This is a genomic window from Pseudomonas sp. 102515, from assembly GCF_031085165.1.
GTDB lineage: Bacteria > Pseudomonadota > Gammaproteobacteria > Pseudomonadales > Pseudomonadaceae > Chryseomonas.
The window spans coordinates 289,481-307,682 of record NZ_JAVHTY010000001.1; the positions used below are offsets into that span (position 1 = coordinate 289,481).

The window sequence follows — 18,202 nt, forward strand, 5'->3', positions numbered from 1 at the left end:
CGCCAGACATGAAAAAGCCGGGCAATGCCCGGCTTTTTCATGCCCGCAGTCAGGGCCGCCGGGGCGGCGCCGGGGGTGTGACGTTGCCATCCCAGCCACCGCCGAGCGCGGCGATCAGCTGGACGCTGGTGCTGAGGCGACTGCCGAGCAGGGTCAGGTTGGTACGTTCGTTGCTCAGGGCGGTGGTCTGCAGGGTGACCACGTCGAGGTAGCCGATCAGGCCGGCCTGGTACTGGTTCTCGGCCAGTCGCAGGGCCCGGCGCGCGGCATCCAGCGCCTCCTGGCGTACGCCCGCTTCGTCGCTGTAGGTGCGCAGCTGCACCAGATAGTCCTCCACCTCGCGCAAGCCATCCAGCACGGTCTGGCGATAGCCGGCGACGCTGGCGTCGTAGCTGGCCTCGGCGGACTCCACCTGGGCCCGGCGCAGGCCACCATCGAACAGCGACAGGGCAAAGGATGGCCCGATCGACCAGAAGCGATTCGGCGTGCTGATCAGGTTGCCCCACTGGCTGGCGCTGTAGCCACCGCTGGCACTCAGGGTCAGGTCGGGGTAGTAGGCCGCTTCGGCGACGCCAATGGCGGCATTGGCGGCCATGACCTGGCGCTCGGCCTGGGCGATGTCCGGACGCCGCTCCAGCAGGGTCGAGGGCACCGCGCTCGGGAGCGGCGGCAATTCAGGAATTGTCTTGACCGCCGCCAGCTGGAAATTGGCCGGGACTTCGCCGACCAGCACCGCGATGGCGTTTTCCAGTTGGGCACGCTGATACCTGAGGTCGATGGCGTCGGCCTGGGTGCTCTTCAGCTGGGTGGTCGCCTGGGCCACATCCGCCGGCGTGACGATGCCGGCGCGGTACTGGTTCTGGGTCAGGCGCAGGGAACGCTCGTAGGCGGCCACAGTGGCATCGAGCAGTCGCTGCTGGGCGTCCAGCACCCGCACTTGCAGGTAATTGGTCGCCAGTTGCGTCTGCAGACTCAGGCGGGTGGCCGCCAGCTCCGCGGCGCTGGCCTGGGCGGAGGCCCGCTCCGCCTCCACCTGGCGCCTCACGCGGCCCCAGAGATCCAGCTCCCAGCTCACCCCCAGGCTGGCGTCGTAGGCGTTGCTGATGGTGCTGGTGCCACCGCTGCTGAAGGTGCTGCTGGTGCCATTGGAGTTGCGGATGACGGTGTTGCTGCCCGAACCACCCCCGCGCCCGGAGCGGGTGGCGCCCAGGCTGCTGGACAGGGTCGGGAACAGCGAAGCCCGCGCCTGGCCGACCAGGGCCTGGGATTGCCGATAGGTCGCCTCGGCCTGGGCCAGGCTCTGGTTGCGCTGGTTCAGCTGGACCATCAGGCGGTCGAGGGTCGGATCATCGTAGCGCCGCCACCAGTCGCCACGGATCTCCAGATCCTTGGGCGCCGCCACCTGCCAGCCTTCCGCGTGGCGATAGGCGACCGGCACCGCGGTGGTCGGCCGCTGGTAATCCGGGCCCAGGGTACAGCCGGCCAGCAGCAGAGCCAGGGTCAGCGTCGGCAGGCGCAGGGTTGGGGTCATAGCGGCGTATCCAGGGCAGCGTCGGTACGGATGCCGCGCCAGCGATTGACGCGGCGGCGCAGGCGTTCGAAATAGAGGTAGACCACCGGGGTGGTGTAGAGCGTGAGGATCTGGCTCAGCACCAGGCCGCCGACGATCACCAGGCCCAGCGGTTGGCGCATCTCGGCGCCTTCGGTATCGCCGATCAGCAACGGCACGGCGCCGAGGATGGCGGCCATGGTGGTCATGAGGATGGGCCTCAGGCGCAGCAGGCAGGCCTGGCGAATGCCCTCCTCGGGCGTCAGCCCCTGCTGGCGTTCCAGCTGCAGCGCCAGGTCCACCATCATGATGGCGTTTTTCTTCACCACGCCGATCAGCAGGAACAGTCCGAGCATGGAGATCAGGCTGAACTGGCCGCCGGTGAGCTGGATGGCCAGCAAGGCCCCTACCCCGGCCGACGGCAGCGTCGAGAGGATGGTCAGCGGGTGCACGTAGCTCTCGTAGAGCACGCCGAGCACGATGTAGACCAGCACCAGGGCGCCGAGGATCATCAGCGGCTGCCCGGACACCGTGCTGGCGAAGATGTTGGCCGAACCGCCCAGGCGCCCCTGGACATCGCTGGGCAGGCCGATGGCCGCCACGGCGCGCTGCACCGCCCGGGTCGCCTGTTCCAGGCTGACATCCGGCGCCAGGTCGAAGTTGATGCTTTCCGAGGCGAACTGGCCGTCGTGGGTGACGCGGTCCTCGGCGAGGCTGTTGGTGTAGTAGGCGAAGGCCGAAAGCGGCACCTGGGCGCCGCTGCCGGTGATGACCCGCACCTGCTCCAGAACGGTCGGGTCCTGGGCATAGCGCGGATTGATCTCCATCACCACCTTGTACTGGTTGAGCGGCTCGTAGATGGTCGAGATCTGCCGCTGGGCGAAGGAGTTGTTGAGCACCGCGGCCACGGTCTCCATGTTCACGCCGAGGCGCTTGGCCTTCTCGCGATCGATCTGCAGAGTGATCTGCTGGGTGCTGCCCTCGCGGCCGTCCACCGCGGTCAGCTCCGGCAGCGCCTTGAGCGCGGCCAGCACCTTGGGCTGCCAGGTTTCCAGCAGCCCGACGTCGCCCGAGAGCAGGTTGTATTCATAGGACGAGGTGCTCTGCTGGCGACCACCGAATCTCAGGTCTTGGTCGGCCATGAGGAACAGCTGGGCGCCCGGCACCTTGGGCGCATTGGCCCGGATGCGCTCGATGACCTTCTGGGCATCCAGCTGGCGCTCGGCGATCGGCTTGAGGCGAATCAGCATCACCGCGTTGTTCACCCCGCTGCCGGAGCCGGAGCTACCCACGAAGCCGGAGGCACTGGCCACCGCCGGATCGGCCAGCAGCGACTTGCGCAGGATCTCGATCTTCGGCTGCATCACCTGGAACGACAGGGCGTTGTCGCCCCGGATGAAACCGATCAGCTGGCCGGTGTCCTGCTGCGGCATGAAGGTCTTGGGCACCACCACATAGAGCAGCACGTTGAGCGCTATGGTGGCGATCAGACTCAGCAGGGTCAGGCGCCGATGGCGCAGGGCCCAGCCGAGGCTGCGGTCGTAACCCGCCACCAGGCGGCGATGGGCGCGCTCGCTGAAGCGCTGCAGGCGGCTTTCGGTGGCCGGATCGTGGGGCCTGAGCCAGCGCGCGCAGAGCATGGGCGTCAGCGTCAGGGACACCACCAGCGACACCAGGATGGCCGCCGCCAGGGTCAGGGAGAATTCACGGAACAGCTTTTCGACGATGCCGCCGATGAAGAGGATGGCGACGAAGACCGCCACCAGGGAAACGTTCATCGACAGCAGGGTGAAGCCCACCTCGCGGGTGCCCTGGTAGGCCGCCTTGAGCGGCGCCATGCCGTTGTCGATGTGGCGGGCGATGTTCTCCAGCACCACGATGGCATCGTCCACCACCAGCCCGGCGGCCAGGATCAGGGCCATCAGCGACAGGGTGTTGAGGGAGAAACCGAGGAGGTACATGACGGCGAAGGTCCCCACCAGGGAGATGGGCACCGCCAGGGCCGGGATCACCGCGCTGCGCAGCCGGCCGAGGAACAGCCAGACCACGCCGATCACCAGGAAGACGGCGATGATCAGGGTCAGCTCGGCTTCATGCAGGGTGGCCTTGATCACCCCCGATCGGTCCATGGCCACTTCCAGCCGCGCGCTGGCCGGGACGATGGCCTCCAGCGCCGGCAGGCGCGCCTTGAGCGCGGCGATGGTCTCGATGATGTTGGCGTTGGCCTGGCGATTGACCACCAGCAGCACCGCGCTCTGGTCGTTGTAGAAGCCGGCGTTGTAGCGGTCTTCCACCGCATCGCTGACTTTGGCGACATCGCGCAGGCGCAGCGTCGCGCCATCCTGGTAGCGGATGATCAGGGGGGCGTAGTCGGCGGCCTTGAACAGCTGGTCGTTGGCCTGGATCTGCCAGTTGTGCTCGTCGTTGGCCACCGCGCCCTTGGGCCGGCGCTGGTTGGCGCTGTTGATCGCGGTGCGGACGTCGTCCAGCGCCAGGCCATAGTGCTCCAGCTGGCGCGGTTCCAGCTCGACGCGTACCGCGGGCAGGGAGCTGCCGCCGATCTGCACCTCGCCCACGCCGCTGACCTGGGACAGGCTCTGCGCCAGCACCGTGGACGCCAGGTCGTAGAGCTCGCCCTTGCTCAGGGTCTTGGAAGTCAGCGAAAACACCATGATGGGTGCCTGGGACGGATTGACCTTGCGATAGCGCGGCATCTGGCGCATGCCACTGGGTAGCAGGTTGCGCGAGGCATTGATGGCCGCCTGCACCTCGCGGGCGGCGGTGTTGACGTCCTTGTCCAGATCGAACTGGATGATGATCTGCGTCGAGCCCTGGCTGCTGCGGCTGGTCATGGAGCTGATGCCGGCGATGGTGCCCAGGGAACGCTCCAGCGGCGTGGCGACGCTGGAAGCCATCACCTGGGGACTGGCGCCAGACAGCGTCGCCGACACCGTGATGGTCGGGAAGTCCATCTGCGGCAGGGGCGCCACCGGCAACAGCCGGAAGGCGATGGCGCCGAGCAGCAGCAGCGCCAGGCTCAGCAGCAGGGTCGCGACCGGCCGGGCGATGAAGGGCGCCGAAAGATTCACCTCAGGCCGTCCTGCGCCGACCCAGGCGCTCGCCCAGGCTGTCGAAGGCCAGGTAGATCACCGGGGTGGTGAACAGCGTCAGCACCTGGCTGACCAGCAGGCCGCCGACCATCACCAGGCCCAGCGGCTGGCGCAACTCGGCGCCGGCGCCGGTGGCCAGCATCAGCGGCACCGCGCCGAACAGCGCGGCCAGGGTGGTCATGAGGATCGGCCGGAATCTCAGCAACGCCGCCTGGTAGATGGCCTCCTCCGGCTTCAGCCCCTGGTGGCGTTCGGCGTCGAGGGCGAAGTCGATCATCATGATGGCGTTCTTCTTGACGATGCCGATCAGCAGGATGATGCCGATCACCGCGATCAGGCCGAGGTCGTTGCCGGTGAGCAGCAGGGCCAGCAGGGCACCGATGGCCGCCGAGGGCAGCGTCGAGAGGATGGTCAGCGGATGGATGAAGCTCTCGTAGAGCACCCCCAGGACGATATACATCACCACCACCGCCGCCAGGATCAGCAGCAGGGTACTGGACAGCGAGGCCTGGAAGGCCGCCGCCGCGCCCTGGTAGTGGGTGTTGATGCCCACCGGCAGGCCGATCTCCTGCTTGGCCGCGTCGATGGCCGCCACCGCGGCGCCTAGGGAGACGCCGTTGGCCAGGTTGAACGACAGGGTCACCGCCGGGAACTGGCTGAGGTGGTTGATCACCAGCCGGGTCGGCCGTTGCTCCATCTTCACCAGGCTGGACAGCCGCACCGGAGTGCGACTGGTGTCCGTGGCGGTTTCGGTCATGGTGGCCGTGCCGGTGCCACTGCTGCCGCTGGACGAGGTACCGCTGCCCGCCTTCACCCAGACCTGGCTGAGGGCATCCGGTCCCAGGCTGTCGGCGGCGGCGCTGGCGAGCACCACCCGGTACTGGTTGGCCTGGGTGTAGATGGTCGAGATCTGCCGCTGGCCGAGGGCGTCGTAGAGGGCGTCGGTGATGGCGGAGACCTGCACGCCGAGGCGCGCCGCGGCATCACGGTCGATGGTCAGGTACAGCTGCAGGCCCTTGTTCTGCAGGTCGCTGGTGACATCGGTGAGTTCCGGGCGCTCGTGCAACGCCTCGGTCAGGCGCGGCACCCAGGTGTCGAGCAGATTGGCGTCGGGCGAGTCCAGGCTGAGTTGGTACTGGGTCCGGCTGACCCGGTCCTCGACGCTGAGGTCCTGCACTGGCTGCATGTAGAGGGTGATGCCCACCACCTTGGCGACCTCGGGACGCAGGCGGTCGATCACCTCCTGGGCAGTCACGTCGCGCTCGCCCTGCGGCTTGAGGTTGATCTGCATGCGGCCGCTGTTGAGGGTGACGTTGTCGCCGTCGACGCCGATATAGGAGGACAGGCTAGCCACCGCCGGGTCCTGCAGCACGACCTCGGCCAGCGCCTGCTGGCGCTCGCTCATGCCGCGGAAGGAGATCGACTGGGGCGCCTCGGTGATACCCTGGATGGACCCGGTGTCCTGGGCCGGAAAGAAGCCCTTGGGCACCAGCAGGTAGAGCACCGCGGTGAGCACGAAGGTGGCCACCGCCAGCAGCAGCATCAGCGCCCGGTTGGCCAGCGACCAGCGCAGCGCGCGGCCGTAGCCGGCGATCAGCCGTTCCAGCCAGACCAGCCGGTGCTCGCCGGCCTGTTCGCGCTGGAGCAGCCGTGCGCACATCATCGGCGTGAGCGTCAGGGAGATCACCAGGGAGATGAGGATGGCCACCGCCAGGGTGATGGCGAATTCGCGGAACAGGCGGCCGACCACGTCCTGCATGAACAGCAGCGGGATGAGCACCGCGATCAGCGAGACGGTCAGGGACACCAGGGTGAAGCCGATCTGGCGGGCGCCCTTGAGCGCCGCTGCCATTGGCGTGGCGCCCTCTTCCAGATGCCGGGAGATGTTTTCCAGCATGACGATGGCGTCGTCGACGACGAACCCGGTGGCGATGGTCAGGGCCATCAGCGACAGGTTGTTCAGCGAGAAGCCGGCCAAGTACATGGCGCCGAAGGTGCCGATCAGCGACAGCGGCACCGTGACCGAGGGAATCAGGGTGGCGCTGAAACGGCGCAGGAAAACGAAGGTGACCATGACCACCAACCCCACCGCCAGCAGCATCTCGTGCTGGACGTCGGTCACCGCCGCGCGGATGGTCTCGGTGCGGTCGCTGAGCACGGCGATGTCGAGACCGGCCGGCAGGCTTTCCTTGAGGCTGGGCAAGAGCGCCTGGATGCGGTCGACGGTCTGGATGACGTTGGCGCCGGGCTGGCGCTGGACATTGACCAGGATGGCGCCGCTGCGATTGGCCCAGGCGGCCAGGCGGTCGTTTTCCGCGCCCTGGGCGATGGTGGCGACGTCACCCAGGCGCAGGGCGCCGTTGTCGGCGTAGTTCAGGATCAGGTCGCCGTAGGCCTTGGGATCGCGCAGCTGGTCGTTGGCATCCAGGGTGGCGACCCGGGTGGGGCCGTCGAAGCTACCCTTGGGTTGGTTGGTGTTCTCGCTGGTGACCAGGCTGCGCACGTCGGCCAGGGTCAGGTTGTGGGCCGCGAGCTTGTCCGGGTCGACCTGGATGCGCACGGCCGGCCGCTGGCCACCGGCCAGGCTGACCATGCCTACCCCGCTGACCTGGGCCAGCTTCTGTGCCATGCGGGTATCGACCAGGTCGTAGAGCGTGGGCAGCGGCAAGGTCCTGGAACTGATCGCCAGGGTAACGATGGGCGTATCGGCCGGATTGACCTTGTTGTACACCGGTGGCGCCGGCAGGTCGTTGGGCAGGAGGTTGTTGGCCGCGTTGATCGCCGCCTGGACCTCCTGCTCGGCGACCGACAGGTCCAGTTCCAGGTTGAATCTGAGGGTGATGACCGAGGCCCCGCCGGAGCTGGTGGAGGCCATCTGCGACAGGCCCGGCATCTGCCCGAATTGGCGCTCCAGCGGCGCGGTGACGGCACTGGTCATGACATCGGGGCTGGCGCCCGGATAGAGGGTGAGCACGCGGATGGTGGGATAGTCCACCTGCGGCAGGGCCGCGACCGGCAACAGGCGATAGGCCAGCAGACCGGCGATGAGCAGCGCCACCATCAACAGGGTGGTGGCGACCGGGCGCAGGATGAAGGGGCGCGAGATATCCATCGCGGCCGGTCAGCCCTGGGTCTTGCCGGGCTTGCGTACCGCCGGCTTGGCCGGTTCGCTGGGCGCCGCCGAGGCACCGGTGACCACCTCCACCTCGTTGCCCTCGCGCAGGCGATCGGTGCCTTCGGTCACCACCCGGTCACCGGCGGCCAGGCCCTCGGTGACCACAGTCAGGCTGCCGTCATCCGGACCCAGCTTGAGGCTGCGCACCTGGATCTTGTTGTCGGGCCCCACCACGTAGGCGAAGGTGCCATTGGAGCCGAATTGGATAGCCGCCGAAGGCACCACCAGCGCCTGGTCCAGCACCTGTTCACGCACCCGTACGGTCACGAACTGATTGGGGAACAGCGCCTCGTCGCCATTGGCGAAGCGGGCGCGGAACTTGAGGGTGCCGGTGGCCGTGTCGATCTGGTTGTCGAAGCTCTGCAGGGTGCCGTCGGCGACCTTGCGCGAACCGCCGCGATCCCAGGCTTCGACCGGCAGGGTCTGGCCGGCGCGGGCGCGCTTGAGCAATTCGCCCAGCTGGCTTTCCGGCAGGGTGAAGACCACCGAGATCGGCTGGGTCTGGGTGATGACGGCCACCACGGTGCTGTCGTTGGCGGACAGCAGGTTGCCTCCATCCAGCTGGCGCAGGCCAACGCGCCCGGCGATGGGCGCCTTGATCTGGGTGAATGCCAGATTCAGCTTGGCATCGGCCACCGCGGCCTGGCTGTTCTTGAGGGTGCCGCGGTACTGGTTGACCAGGGCTTCCTGGGTATCCAGCGTCTGCCTGGCGATGCTGTCCTCGCGGAACAGGCCCTGATAGCGCTTGAGGTCCAGCTCGGCGTTGCGCAGCTGCGCCTGGTTCTGCTGCAGGGTGCCTTCGGCCTGTTGCAGGGCCACCTCGTAGGGGCGTGGATCTATGGTGGCCAGCACCTCGCCCGCCTTGACCTTCTGGCCTTCCTCGAAGGCCACCCGCACCAGTTCGCCGGCGACCCGGGTGCGGACGTTGACGGTGTTGAGCGCCGTCACGGTGCCGATGGACTTGCGCACGATGGGAAAGCTGCGCTGCTCCACCGCCACCACCCGCACCGGGGTCGGTCCGGTCATGCCGAAGGGCGAGCGAGCACCCTTGCCGGCGGCGGCCTCGTTCTTCTGGCCGTGCTGGTGGTACCAGTACCAGCCGCCCGCGGCAACCAGTACCACGAGGACGAACAGCCAGACCAGGCGGCGACGGGAAGACGAGCTAGGCGAAGAGTCGGACATCGGAGAATACGTACACGCTGGGAAAGGCGGAAGATAAGCAGTAGCGAGACGGCTAACCAGCCCCTTTACTGCGATTTTACCTAAAGCAAAACGGGCAGACACAAGAGGCGCCTGCCCGTTTCGAAGCGCCCACCGCTCTGCGCGGTGGGTTGACGTCGATCAGCCGAGAACGGCGAGTGCGGCCGCGTAGTCCGGCTCCTGGCCGATCTCGGGCACCAGCTCGCTGTGCAGCACCTTGTCCTGCTCGTCCAGCACCACCACGGCGCGGGCGGCCAGGCCCCGCAACGGACCGCTGGCCAGGGCGACGCCATAGTCCCGCAGGAATTCGGCACCGCGCAGGGTGGAGAGGTTCACGACCTTTTCCAGGCCTTCGGCGCCGCAGAACCGCTTCTGGGCGAACGGCAGGTCGGCGGAGATGCACAGCACCAGGGTGTTATCCAGCTTGTCGACTTCCGTGTTGAACTTGCGTACCGAAGCCGCACAGGTCGGGGTATCGACGCTGGGGAAGATGTTGAGCACCTTGCGCTTGCCGGCGAGGCTAGCCAGAGTGATGTCCTGCAGATCGCCATTGACCAGGCTGAAGGCCGGGGCCTGCTGGCCAGGCTGCGGCAGGTTGCCCTGCACGTCTACCGGGTTGCCACGCAAATTGACGGTTGCCATGAACGGCTCCTTTCTAATGGGACGGGACAGGGAGTAAACACGTTTTCCGCACCCGATCAAAGTGTTACGCGCCCCCGCTTCAAAAATCGCGGCGATAGAAGAAATCCAGGGAATTAGCCAGACCGCTGGCGATCTCGAGATAGAGCCGGCGGGTGAGCTGGTAGCGCAGGGCGACGGTATTGGCGGAATCGAACACCCCTACCCCATAGCGCACCGACAATCTGTCGGTGAGGTTACCCGACGCCACCACGCTGGTCTTGTCGCCCGACCCGGCGGTATCCAGCTGGAAGTTCTGGATGCCCAACCGCTGCGCCAGGGCGCCTGCGGTACCGGAGCTGCCGGCCAGGCCGAGGGCCAGCGCCGCCTGACCGAGCACGTTGTTGTCCCCTTCGCTGCCGCTGGAAAGCGGGCGCCCCAACACCAGGTAGGCCAGCGCCTGCTCCTGGCTCATGCTCGGTTCGGAGAACACCTCGATGCGCGGCTGCTGGGCGAAGCCCGAAAGCCGCAGGCCGGCGGTGACGTTCTGCTCCTGCACCACCCGCACGGCTTCCACATCGATATAGGGCTGGGCGATGGGGCCCTGGAAGAACAGCCGGGCGCGCCTCATGGTCAGGCGCTGACCGTAGGCGTTGTAACGACCGTTGCGCAGATTAAGCTCGCCGCGGGTGTCGAGGTTGTCGCCGATGTGCACCTTGCCGACGATCTCGGCGGACAGGCCGAAGGCATCGAAGGTGAGCTTGTCGGAACCGACCAGCACATCGACGTCCATGGCGATCTGCATTGGCTGCTGCCTGGCGGGCGCCTCCTGGCCGACGATGACCGCATCGTCCGACACCTTGACCGTGGACGGCGGCAGTTGCCGAACCCGAATGCGCCCGCGCGGCACCCGCACCTCGCCCGCCAGGGCCAGGCGGCCGTTCTGCATCAGGATCTTGAGATTGGGCGCCACTTCCAGCTGCGCATAGGGCTCGACGTTGACGGGAAGCTTGTCGCCGGTCACCGCCACGTTGACGTCCAGACCACTGGCCCAGCCGACGCTGCCCTGGATCTGGCCACGCCCCTGGGCGCCGCTGCGCCAGCCGCCGTCGAGCAGGGCGGTATCGCCCTGGATGCGCGCGATCAGGCCGAGGTCCTGCAGGCGCGTCGGCACGCTGCCGCCGCCGATGTCACCGCCGGTGAGCTGGATCTGGCCATTGACGCGTGGTTGCAGCAGGGTTCCTCCCAGCTCGCCCGCGCCGTTGATCTTGCCTTCGAGGTGTTCGATGCCTTCGACGAAGGCCTTGCCGAGGGCCAGATTCAAGCCTTGCAATTGAAAGCGGCCAGCCAGCGCCTGGTTCGCATCGCGGGGATCCAGCCGGGCCTGGACGTCGAGACGGCCAAGATCGGCACTGGTCAGGCGCACCTGGGTGTCGACCTGTTGCGGTTTCAGGGCGCTGGTGACGTCCAGGCTGTCATAGCCGAAGGTCTGCCACTGGCCGGCGGCGTCGCGCAGCTTGAGGCTGCCACGTCCGGCCTGGAGACGGATCTCGCCATCGGGCCCGGCCTTGGGCAGGCGCAAATCGACATCGCCATCGAGCGTGCCCTGCCAGACCATTTCCGGCGGCAGCAACGGTTGCAGACTGGCGAGCGGGAAGGCGCGCAGATGCCACGCGAGCCGGGTATCCGGCAGCAGTTGCTGATCGTCACCACAGAGACTGGCGGCGCCGGAACGCCAGCAGTGCCGGCCCAGCTCCAGGCGACCATTGGCCAGGCGCTCGATGCGTGCAGGGCTTTGCAGTGTCCAGTTCTGGCCACTAGCGGCAACCGCGCCGCGAGCCAGCTGGCCTTGCCAGCTGCCGTTGTCGGCCAGGGTACCGCCGGCCGTGAGCGTCAGGTTGAGCTGCGGGCCCTTGAGCGACAGCTCGGCCTGCTGCCGGCGACGGTCGCCCTGCCCCTGCAACCGCAAGACGCCGAAAGCGCGCCCGGCCGCCTGCAGGCCCTGGGCGGTCAGGTCCAAATTGCCGCGCTGGCGATCATCCAGGGCGGCCGCCAGCGCCAGGCTGCCCATGCGGTTGTCGGCATAGGCGAGCTGGCGCCCGTCGAGGCGCAGCTGGCCCGTTGGCGCCTTGAGGGTGCCGGCCAGATCCAGGCGGCCCTGAGCGCTGCCGGAGAGATCGGGCCAGAGTTGGCCGAGGCGACGCAGATCCAGCTGCAGCTGGCCCTGCAGCCGCTGGTCGAGGGCGCCCTGCCCCTGGATCCGGTTTTCACCCAGGCGGATGTCCAGCTGGGAGACCTGCCATTGCTCGCCGGCGCCCTTGGCCTTGGCTGCCAGCACGGCCGGCTGGTTGCGCAGCCGGCCCTCGAGGTCCAGATCGGCGTCCAGTTGCAGGCGGCCATCCCTGAAGGCACCGGAACTGCGCAATGGACCGGCCAGGCTGCCGGGCAGCTGGGCGACCCAGAAGGCTGGATCCAGGCGACTCAGATCCAGAGCCACCTGCCAGCTCACGCCCTCGGCGAAGCCCAGGTTGACCTTGCCCTGCGCCCGCCCCTGGCCTGCCTGGAGATCCAGCGATGGCAGATTGAGTTGGGTGGTATCGCCGCTGAAGGGGGTGGCCAGGGTGAAGGCACCGGCCGGACCGGTGGCCGCAGCCTGGAGATTGCCCAGATAGGCACCGTCTCTATAAGCCACCTCGCCTTGCAAACGCCGCAGGCTTACCGGGGGCTCGGCCATGGGGTACAGCCGCCGCCAGGGGAAATCGCGCCAATCCAGGGTGGCGTCGGCGGCAAGCCCTTGCTGCCAGTCGATTCGTCCGCCCAGCGCCACGCGCTGCTCGGGCGCGGCCTGGAGGCGCAAGGCGGCGATCCGCGCGCCCTTGGCATCGACCCTGCCCTCCAGATTCAGGTCCACCGGACCGCCCTCGCCCGGCAACCGGGCCTGGCCGACCAGGGCGTAGCCCGCGGCCAGATCGCCCCGTGCGGTCAGCTTGAGATCATTCAGCCTCAGGGTATCGGGCAGGCTGGCGGCCGCCTTGAAGCCATCGGCCACCAGTTGCAGATCGGCCGGGACGTTGTCCACCAGCGGCTGCACCGTGCCGGTCAGGCGTCCGGGCAGATAGCCGCTGCTGTCGGCCTCCAGCTGCAAGGTCTTCTGCAACTCGCCGTCCAGCTCGAGCACCAGGGACCAGGACGCGGCCCCCGGTGCGGGCAGGCCGAGGGTGCCCTGCAACTGCAGCGGCCAGGCACCGCTTGGCTGCAGCCGGCCGTGGGTATCCAGGGTGATGCCGTGGGCCATGCCGGCCAGTCGCTCGATGGCGACGCCATCAGCCTGCCAGAGGGCCTGGAGTTCCAGGTCGCGGGCCTGCTCGGCGCCGTTGTAGAAGATCTCGCCGATCCGTACGTCGCCCAGCTGCACACCCAAGGGCAAGCCAAGGCTGGGCAACTGGACGGGCCCGCTCTGCTCGGGCGCAGGCTGCGGACTGGGCGCCTGCTCGATGGCGATGCGCGAGGCGACCAAGGTATCGATGCACAGCTGCAGCCTGAGCAGGCAGGCGGGTCGCCAGCCGAATTCGGGGGCCTCGACCGTCACCCGGGTGGCCCCCCCCTCCCAGACCAGCTGCCGAGCCTGCCAATGGCCACCCAGGCGACCCTGGAAATCGACCAGGGTCAGACCGGGGACCCGTTCCAGCACCAGACGGCCGACGCCGGCGTTGCCCAGTACCAGGGCCAGCAGCAGGATCAGGGCGCCCAGCAGGGCCGCCAATACGCCGAGGATGACACCGCCTACCGACTTCACAGCTCAGGCCCTATGGAAAAGTGCAGGCGGATACCGCCGGGTTCGTCGAGACCGTGGGCCAGATCGACACGGATCGGCCCTACCGGCGAGACCCAGCGCACACCTATGCCGACGCTGGTCTTGAGTTCGTAATTGTTGAGGGCGTTGAAGGCGCTGCCCTGGTCGATGAAGGTGGCCAGGCGCCATTTGTCACGCAGGGGATACTGGTATTCGACGCCGCCGGCGACGAGGTAGCGACCCCCCACATAGTCGCCTTCGTCGTTTTCCGGCGACAGGGTCTGGTAGTCGTAGCCGCGAACGCTCTGGTCGCCGCCGGCGAAAAAGCGCAGCGACGGCGGGACCTTGTTGTAGCCATTGGTGAAGTTGCCGCCCAGTTGCAGGCGCCCGAGGAAGCGGTGCCCGTCACCCACGGTGATCAGCCCGCGGGCCAGCGCCGTGGCATGGATCATGTTGGCGTCCGAGAGCACTCCTTCCTTCGCCGCCGAGACGCCGAATTGCAGACGGTAGCCGCGATTGGGGTCGATGCGGTTATCGCTGCGCAGCAGGGAGAAATCCACCCCTGGCATCACTAGGTTGGAGGTGCCTTCGTCATTGCCCAGGCGATAGCTTTCGTTGCGCCACTTGAGCGAGAGCACCCGCTCCCAGCCATTGGGAAACCTGCGATGCCACTCGGGGCCCACGGTCAGCAACTGACTGAGGGAGTCGTCGTCGGCGATCTGCTCGTACTGGTAGCCGCCGGCGAAGCGGAACTTGTCGTTGATCGGGTCCTGCCCCGGAATGTCGTACCAGGTGGCGATGCTCTGGCGTGGCGCCGACAACTCCGCTTCCGCACCCAGGCTGTGGCCCTGGGCATTGAGCCAGTGGTTTTCCCAGGTGAATCTCAGCCGTGGGCCGACATCGGTGGAATAGCCGGGGCCGAAACCGAAGGTCCGTGGCTTGCGGGTCCGCAGCGTGACCGTCACCGGCACCTCGGCGGCGCCTTCGTGCTTGGGATAGGTGTCGAGCCGTGCCCCGTCGAAGAACCCGCTGGCCAGCAGGTTGCTCTGGAAATCGGCGATCAGCTCGGAATCGTAGGGCGTTCCCTGGGCGAAGGGCACCATGCGCTGGAGCAGGTCGGGATCGAAGGGGGCATCCCCTGCGAAGGACACCTCGCCGAGGACGAAGCGCGGACCGCTGTCGAACACCAGGGCGATGTCGGCGAACCCGGTGGCGGGATCGATACGCAGCTGGTGCTGGGTGAAGGTGCCGCGAAAGAAGCCATAACGCTGCGCCTGATTCTGGATCAGGCCCTTGGCGTCCTCGTAGAGACCCTGGTTCAGCGGCTGGCCTGGCTTCAAGCCTGCGGGAATCGGCTGCTGAAAGGCCCGCAACTGTCGCGCCGGGCCCTCGATGCGGATATCGACGTTACGCAGCTTAACCGGCTCACCGGGCCGTACCTCGACGATCAGCCGTGGCGGCTCGCCTGTCTCCACCCGCGTCTCGATCTGCGCATGATAATAGCCAAGCGCCTGGGCGGCCTGCCCGGCCTGCCGTTCCGTGGCCGGGCGCAGACGCTGCAGGCCGGCGATATCGCGCCCTTCGACGGAGCCGATGTAGGCCTGGATGTTGTCTCGCAGGGAGTAGTTGGCGGGTTGGACGCGAACGCTGACTTCGGCCGGTGCCGCCCAGGCCACGCCATGCAGACAACAAACTCCAATCAGAGCGCGGCGTAGAGCGTTCGGCTTATTCATACAGGAATGCTAACGGGCGTTGCGCTGTGAGACAAACGGGAGTGGCCAGGGTTCGCCAGGTCGCCGCTTCGGCAACAGGCTTTCTGCTAGGCTAGGGCCATCCACGTTTTGGGAGGGCGTTATGAAGGTAGTTTGCTTCAATATCAATGGCTTGCGTGCAAGACCTCATCAACTTTCTGCAATCATAGAGCGCTATGATCCGGATGTGATCGGCCTGCAGGAAACCAAGGTCTCGGATGACCAGTTTCCCCTGGCTGAGGTCGAGGCCCTGGGTTATCACGTGCACTATCACGGCCAGAAGGGTCACTACGGTGTGGCCCTGCTGTCGCGCCTGGCGCCTCTGGAGTTGTACAAGGGCTTTCCCGGTGATGGCGAAGAATCCCAGAAGAGATTCATCTATGGCGTCTTCGCCGACCGCCAAGGTCAGCCGCTGGTGGTCATGAACGGCTATTTTCCTCAAGGTGAGAATATTGCTCATCCAACAAAATTCCCTGGCAAGAGGAAGTTCTACGCGGATCTTCAGAATCTACTTGAAGAACGTTTCTCGCCGGACACGCCCTTGTTGCTGATGGGCGACTTCAATATTTCGGCCCAGGATCGGGATATCGGCATCGGTGCTGCCAATGCCAAGCGCTGGCTGCGCACCGGCGCCTGCAGCTTTCAACCGGAAGAACGCGAGTGGATGCAGCGGCTGCTCGACTGGGGCCTGATCGACAGCTATCGCCAGCTGCATCCGGAAGTCGACGACCGCTTCAGCTGGTTCCCTTATCGCAGTCGCGGCTTCGAGGACGAACCCAAGCGCGGCCTGCGCATCGACACCATCCTCGCTTCGCAGGCCCTGCGCGAGCACATCGTCTCCGCCGGAGTGGACTACGAGATCCGCGGGATGGAAAAACCTTCGGACCATGCGCCGATCTGGCTAGAATTGACATGAAGTCCTGTCACGTCAGCGTCATGCGGCACCCCTAAGGTTGCGGCCTCGCTTTAGGCTCGAGGCCGACCCATGAATTGCTCCGCCCCGGTATTCCGCCGCGCCTTTCTGCGGCGAGCGGTGCTCGCGACCTTGCTTCCGCTGCTGCCCTCACCCCTGCTGGCCAGCGAATCCACGACCAATCTCCTGCGCGTGCAGGGCTCCAACACCATCAATGCCCGTCTGGGGCCGCGCCTGGTCGCGGCCCTGCTCGCCGAACGCGGCTACCGGGATCCCCAGGTAGTACCCACCGCCGTCATGGACGAATGGCAACTGGTGGCCCGAGCCCCGCAGGGCAATGCCGTGGCCGTGCAGATCGCGGCCCACGGTTCCAGTACCGGCTTTACCGCCCTGGCCGCGGGCGCGACCGATCTCGCCGCGGCCTCGCGCCCTGTCACCGATAGCGAAGTGGGTGTCCTGGCCAGTCTGGGTGACCTGCGCAGCAAGGAGGCGGAATACGTCATCGGCCTGGATGGTCTGGCGATCATCGTGCATCCCGGCAATCCGCTGCGGGAACTCGATCTGCGGCAGTTGGCGCAGATCTTCTCCGGCGAAGTCGGCGACTGGCGGCAACTGGGCGGCACGCCTGGCCCGATCCGGATCTATGCGCGCGATGATCGCTCGGGCACCTACGACACCTTTCGCGAGCTGGTGTTGAATGCGGCCGGCAAACGCCTGAGCGCCGCCGCCCGGCGCTTCGAGTCCAACGAAGAACTGGCGCAGCGGGTGGCCGACGATCCCGCCGGCATTGGCTTCACCAGCCTGGCGGCGGCTGCCGAGTCGCCAAAGCTCGCCCTGCGCGACGGTGAAGGCCGCGCCATAGCGCCTAGCGAAGACAGCATAGCCACCGAAGACTATCCGCTCGCCCGCCGCCTCTTCCTGTATGCGCCGCCGGCTCATCGTTCGGACTGGGCGCGGAGCCTGCTGGAATTCAGCCAGACCCCGGCGGGCCAGGCGGTGGTGCAGCAAAGCGGCTTCGTCGCCCAGCGCATCGGGCCTCTGACCATAGGTGACACCCGCGGTATGCCACCGGCCTACAGCGAGCTGGCACGTCGAGCGCAGCGCCTCACGGTCAACTTCCGCTTTACCGCCGGCAGCGCGCGCCTGGACAACAAGGCGCTACGCGATGTCGAACGGCTGGCCGCCTTCATGCGCCAGCCCGGGAACGTCAACCGGCAGCTGATCCTGGTGGGCTTCAACGACGCCACCGAGGATCCGGCGCGGGCAGCGCTACTGGCGCGCCTGCGGGCCACCGCGGTGGCCACGGCGCTGCGGCATCAGCAGGCCTTCGCCAGCGAACTACTCTCTCTGGGCGACCAGCTGCCCGTGGCCGGACTGTCAGCCAATGGCCGGGTAAAGAACCAGCGCGTCGAGGCCTGGATTCATTAGCGATCGATTGCCTGGTTCTTTTGCAGGAAACGGTAAAGGGCAACGGGCGGCCCCATTGCCTGCGTGGACAGGAGGGGTCGTTGCCGAGCCGGTCAACTACAGGTGCCTATAGTACTTCAAGCACCACTTCATACTTAAAGTGATTTCTCACACACCATCTAGAATCAACACTTATAAAATCCATTAAGCACTTGTTTTTGAAAGTCTTTATATAAAATTTTCAGGATTCAATGGCACGGACTCATCGGGATGCAGGCGCCACGCCTTCCAGTCCCTGTATGCGCTCGCCCGATTTGAAGCCTCGCGCCGAAAACCAGCCGGTCTGGGTTTCTAGCGCATAGCGCGCCGGTGCCCGGGAGCAGTGCCGGGTATCGGTCAGTGGCTGCATCTCGACGGTGTTGAGGATCCTGCCGCGCGCATCGATGAAGGCGGCCGCCAGGGCGCTGGGGGTATCGCGCATCCACAGGCAGCGCTCGTCATCCCCGGCAAAGACGAACAGCATGCCTTCGCCGGCACCCAACGGCGGTCGCCCCATGAGTCCTTGGGCTCGCTGGGCCGGGGTCGTCGCCACCTCGACGGCCAGGCGTTGCCCACCGATTTCCAATTCGATCCGCTCTGCCGCCCCGGCAGGCAAGGCCACCAGTGCGGTCAGCAATAGCCAGCCA

10 protein-coding genes are annotated in these 18,202 nt (G+C 66.9%); 2 read left to right on the top strand and 8 right to left on the bottom strand.

The window, feature by feature from the left end:
- Positions 1-49: 49 nt before the first annotated feature.
- From RCF34_RS01330 to RCF34_RS01360, 7 genes are all read right to left on the bottom strand, one after another.
- Complete coding sequence (locus RCF34_RS01330) at positions 50-1,531, bottom strand: efflux transporter outer membrane subunit (protein ID WP_308706539.1); 1,482 nt, start codon at positions 1,529-1,531, stop codon at positions 50-52.
- Complete coding sequence (locus RCF34_RS01335; RefSeq protein WP_308706540.1) at positions 1,528-4,638, bottom strand: efflux RND transporter permease subunit; 3,111 nt, start codon at positions 4,636-4,638, stop codon at positions 1,528-1,530. Before RCF34_RS01335 ends, RCF34_RS01330 begins: the two co-directional genes overlap by 4 nt.
- A 1-nt stretch (position 4,639) precedes the next feature.
- Complete coding sequence (locus RCF34_RS01340) at positions 4,640-7,771, bottom strand: multidrug efflux RND transporter permease subunit (RefSeq protein ID WP_308706541.1); 3,132 nt, start codon at positions 7,769-7,771, stop codon at positions 4,640-4,642.
- 9 nt (positions 7,772-7,780) lie between these two features.
- Positions 7,781-9,016: an MdtA/MuxA family multidrug efflux RND transporter periplasmic adaptor subunit gene (locus RCF34_RS01345; protein ID WP_308706542.1), complete on the bottom strand. Its 1,236-nt coding sequence runs from the start codon at positions 9,014-9,016 to the stop codon at positions 7,781-7,783.
- Positions 9,017-9,175: 159 nt separating this feature from the next.
- A complete protein-coding gene (gene tpx / locus RCF34_RS01350; RefSeq protein ID WP_308706543.1) occupies positions 9,176-9,676 on the bottom strand; it encodes a thiol peroxidase in 501 nt (166 codons plus the stop codon).
- 79 nt (positions 9,677-9,755) lie between these two features.
- Complete coding sequence (locus RCF34_RS01355; protein WP_308706544.1) at positions 9,756-13,448, bottom strand: translocation/assembly module TamB domain-containing protein; 3,693 nt, start codon at positions 13,446-13,448, stop codon at positions 9,756-9,758.
- Entirely contained in the window at positions 13,445-15,178 is a 1,734-nt protein-coding gene (locus tag RCF34_RS01360) for an autotransporter assembly complex family protein (protein ID WP_308706545.1), read from the bottom strand. Before RCF34_RS01360 ends, RCF34_RS01355 begins: the two co-directional genes overlap by 4 nt.
- 121 nt (positions 15,179-15,299) lie before the next feature.
- On the opposite strand from RCF34_RS01360, the gene xthA reads away from it, so the two are divergent.
- Together xthA and RCF34_RS01370 are read left to right on the top strand one after the other, a co-directional pair.
- Positions 15,300-16,112 carry an exodeoxyribonuclease III gene (xthA, locus tag RCF34_RS01365; protein ID WP_308707502.1) on the top strand — a complete coding sequence of 271 codons (813 nt, stop codon included), beginning with the start codon at positions 15,300-15,302 and terminating at the stop codon, positions 16,110-16,112.
- A 69-nt stretch (positions 16,113-16,181) separates the two neighbouring features.
- Positions 16,182-17,537, top strand: a complete 1,356-nt coding sequence (locus RCF34_RS01370; protein ID WP_308706546.1) for a substrate-binding domain-containing protein — start codon at positions 16,182-16,184, stop codon at positions 17,535-17,537.
- A gap of 241 nt (positions 17,538-17,778) precedes the next feature.
- Here the strand turns inward: RCF34_RS01370 and RCF34_RS01375 are convergent, their stop codons facing one another.
- Positions 17,779-18,192 carry a DUF192 domain-containing protein gene (locus tag RCF34_RS01375; protein WP_308706547.1) on the bottom strand — a complete coding sequence of 138 codons (414 nt, stop codon included), beginning with the start codon at positions 18,190-18,192 and terminating at the stop codon, positions 17,779-17,781.
- Positions 18,193-18,202 lie beyond the last annotated feature (10 nt).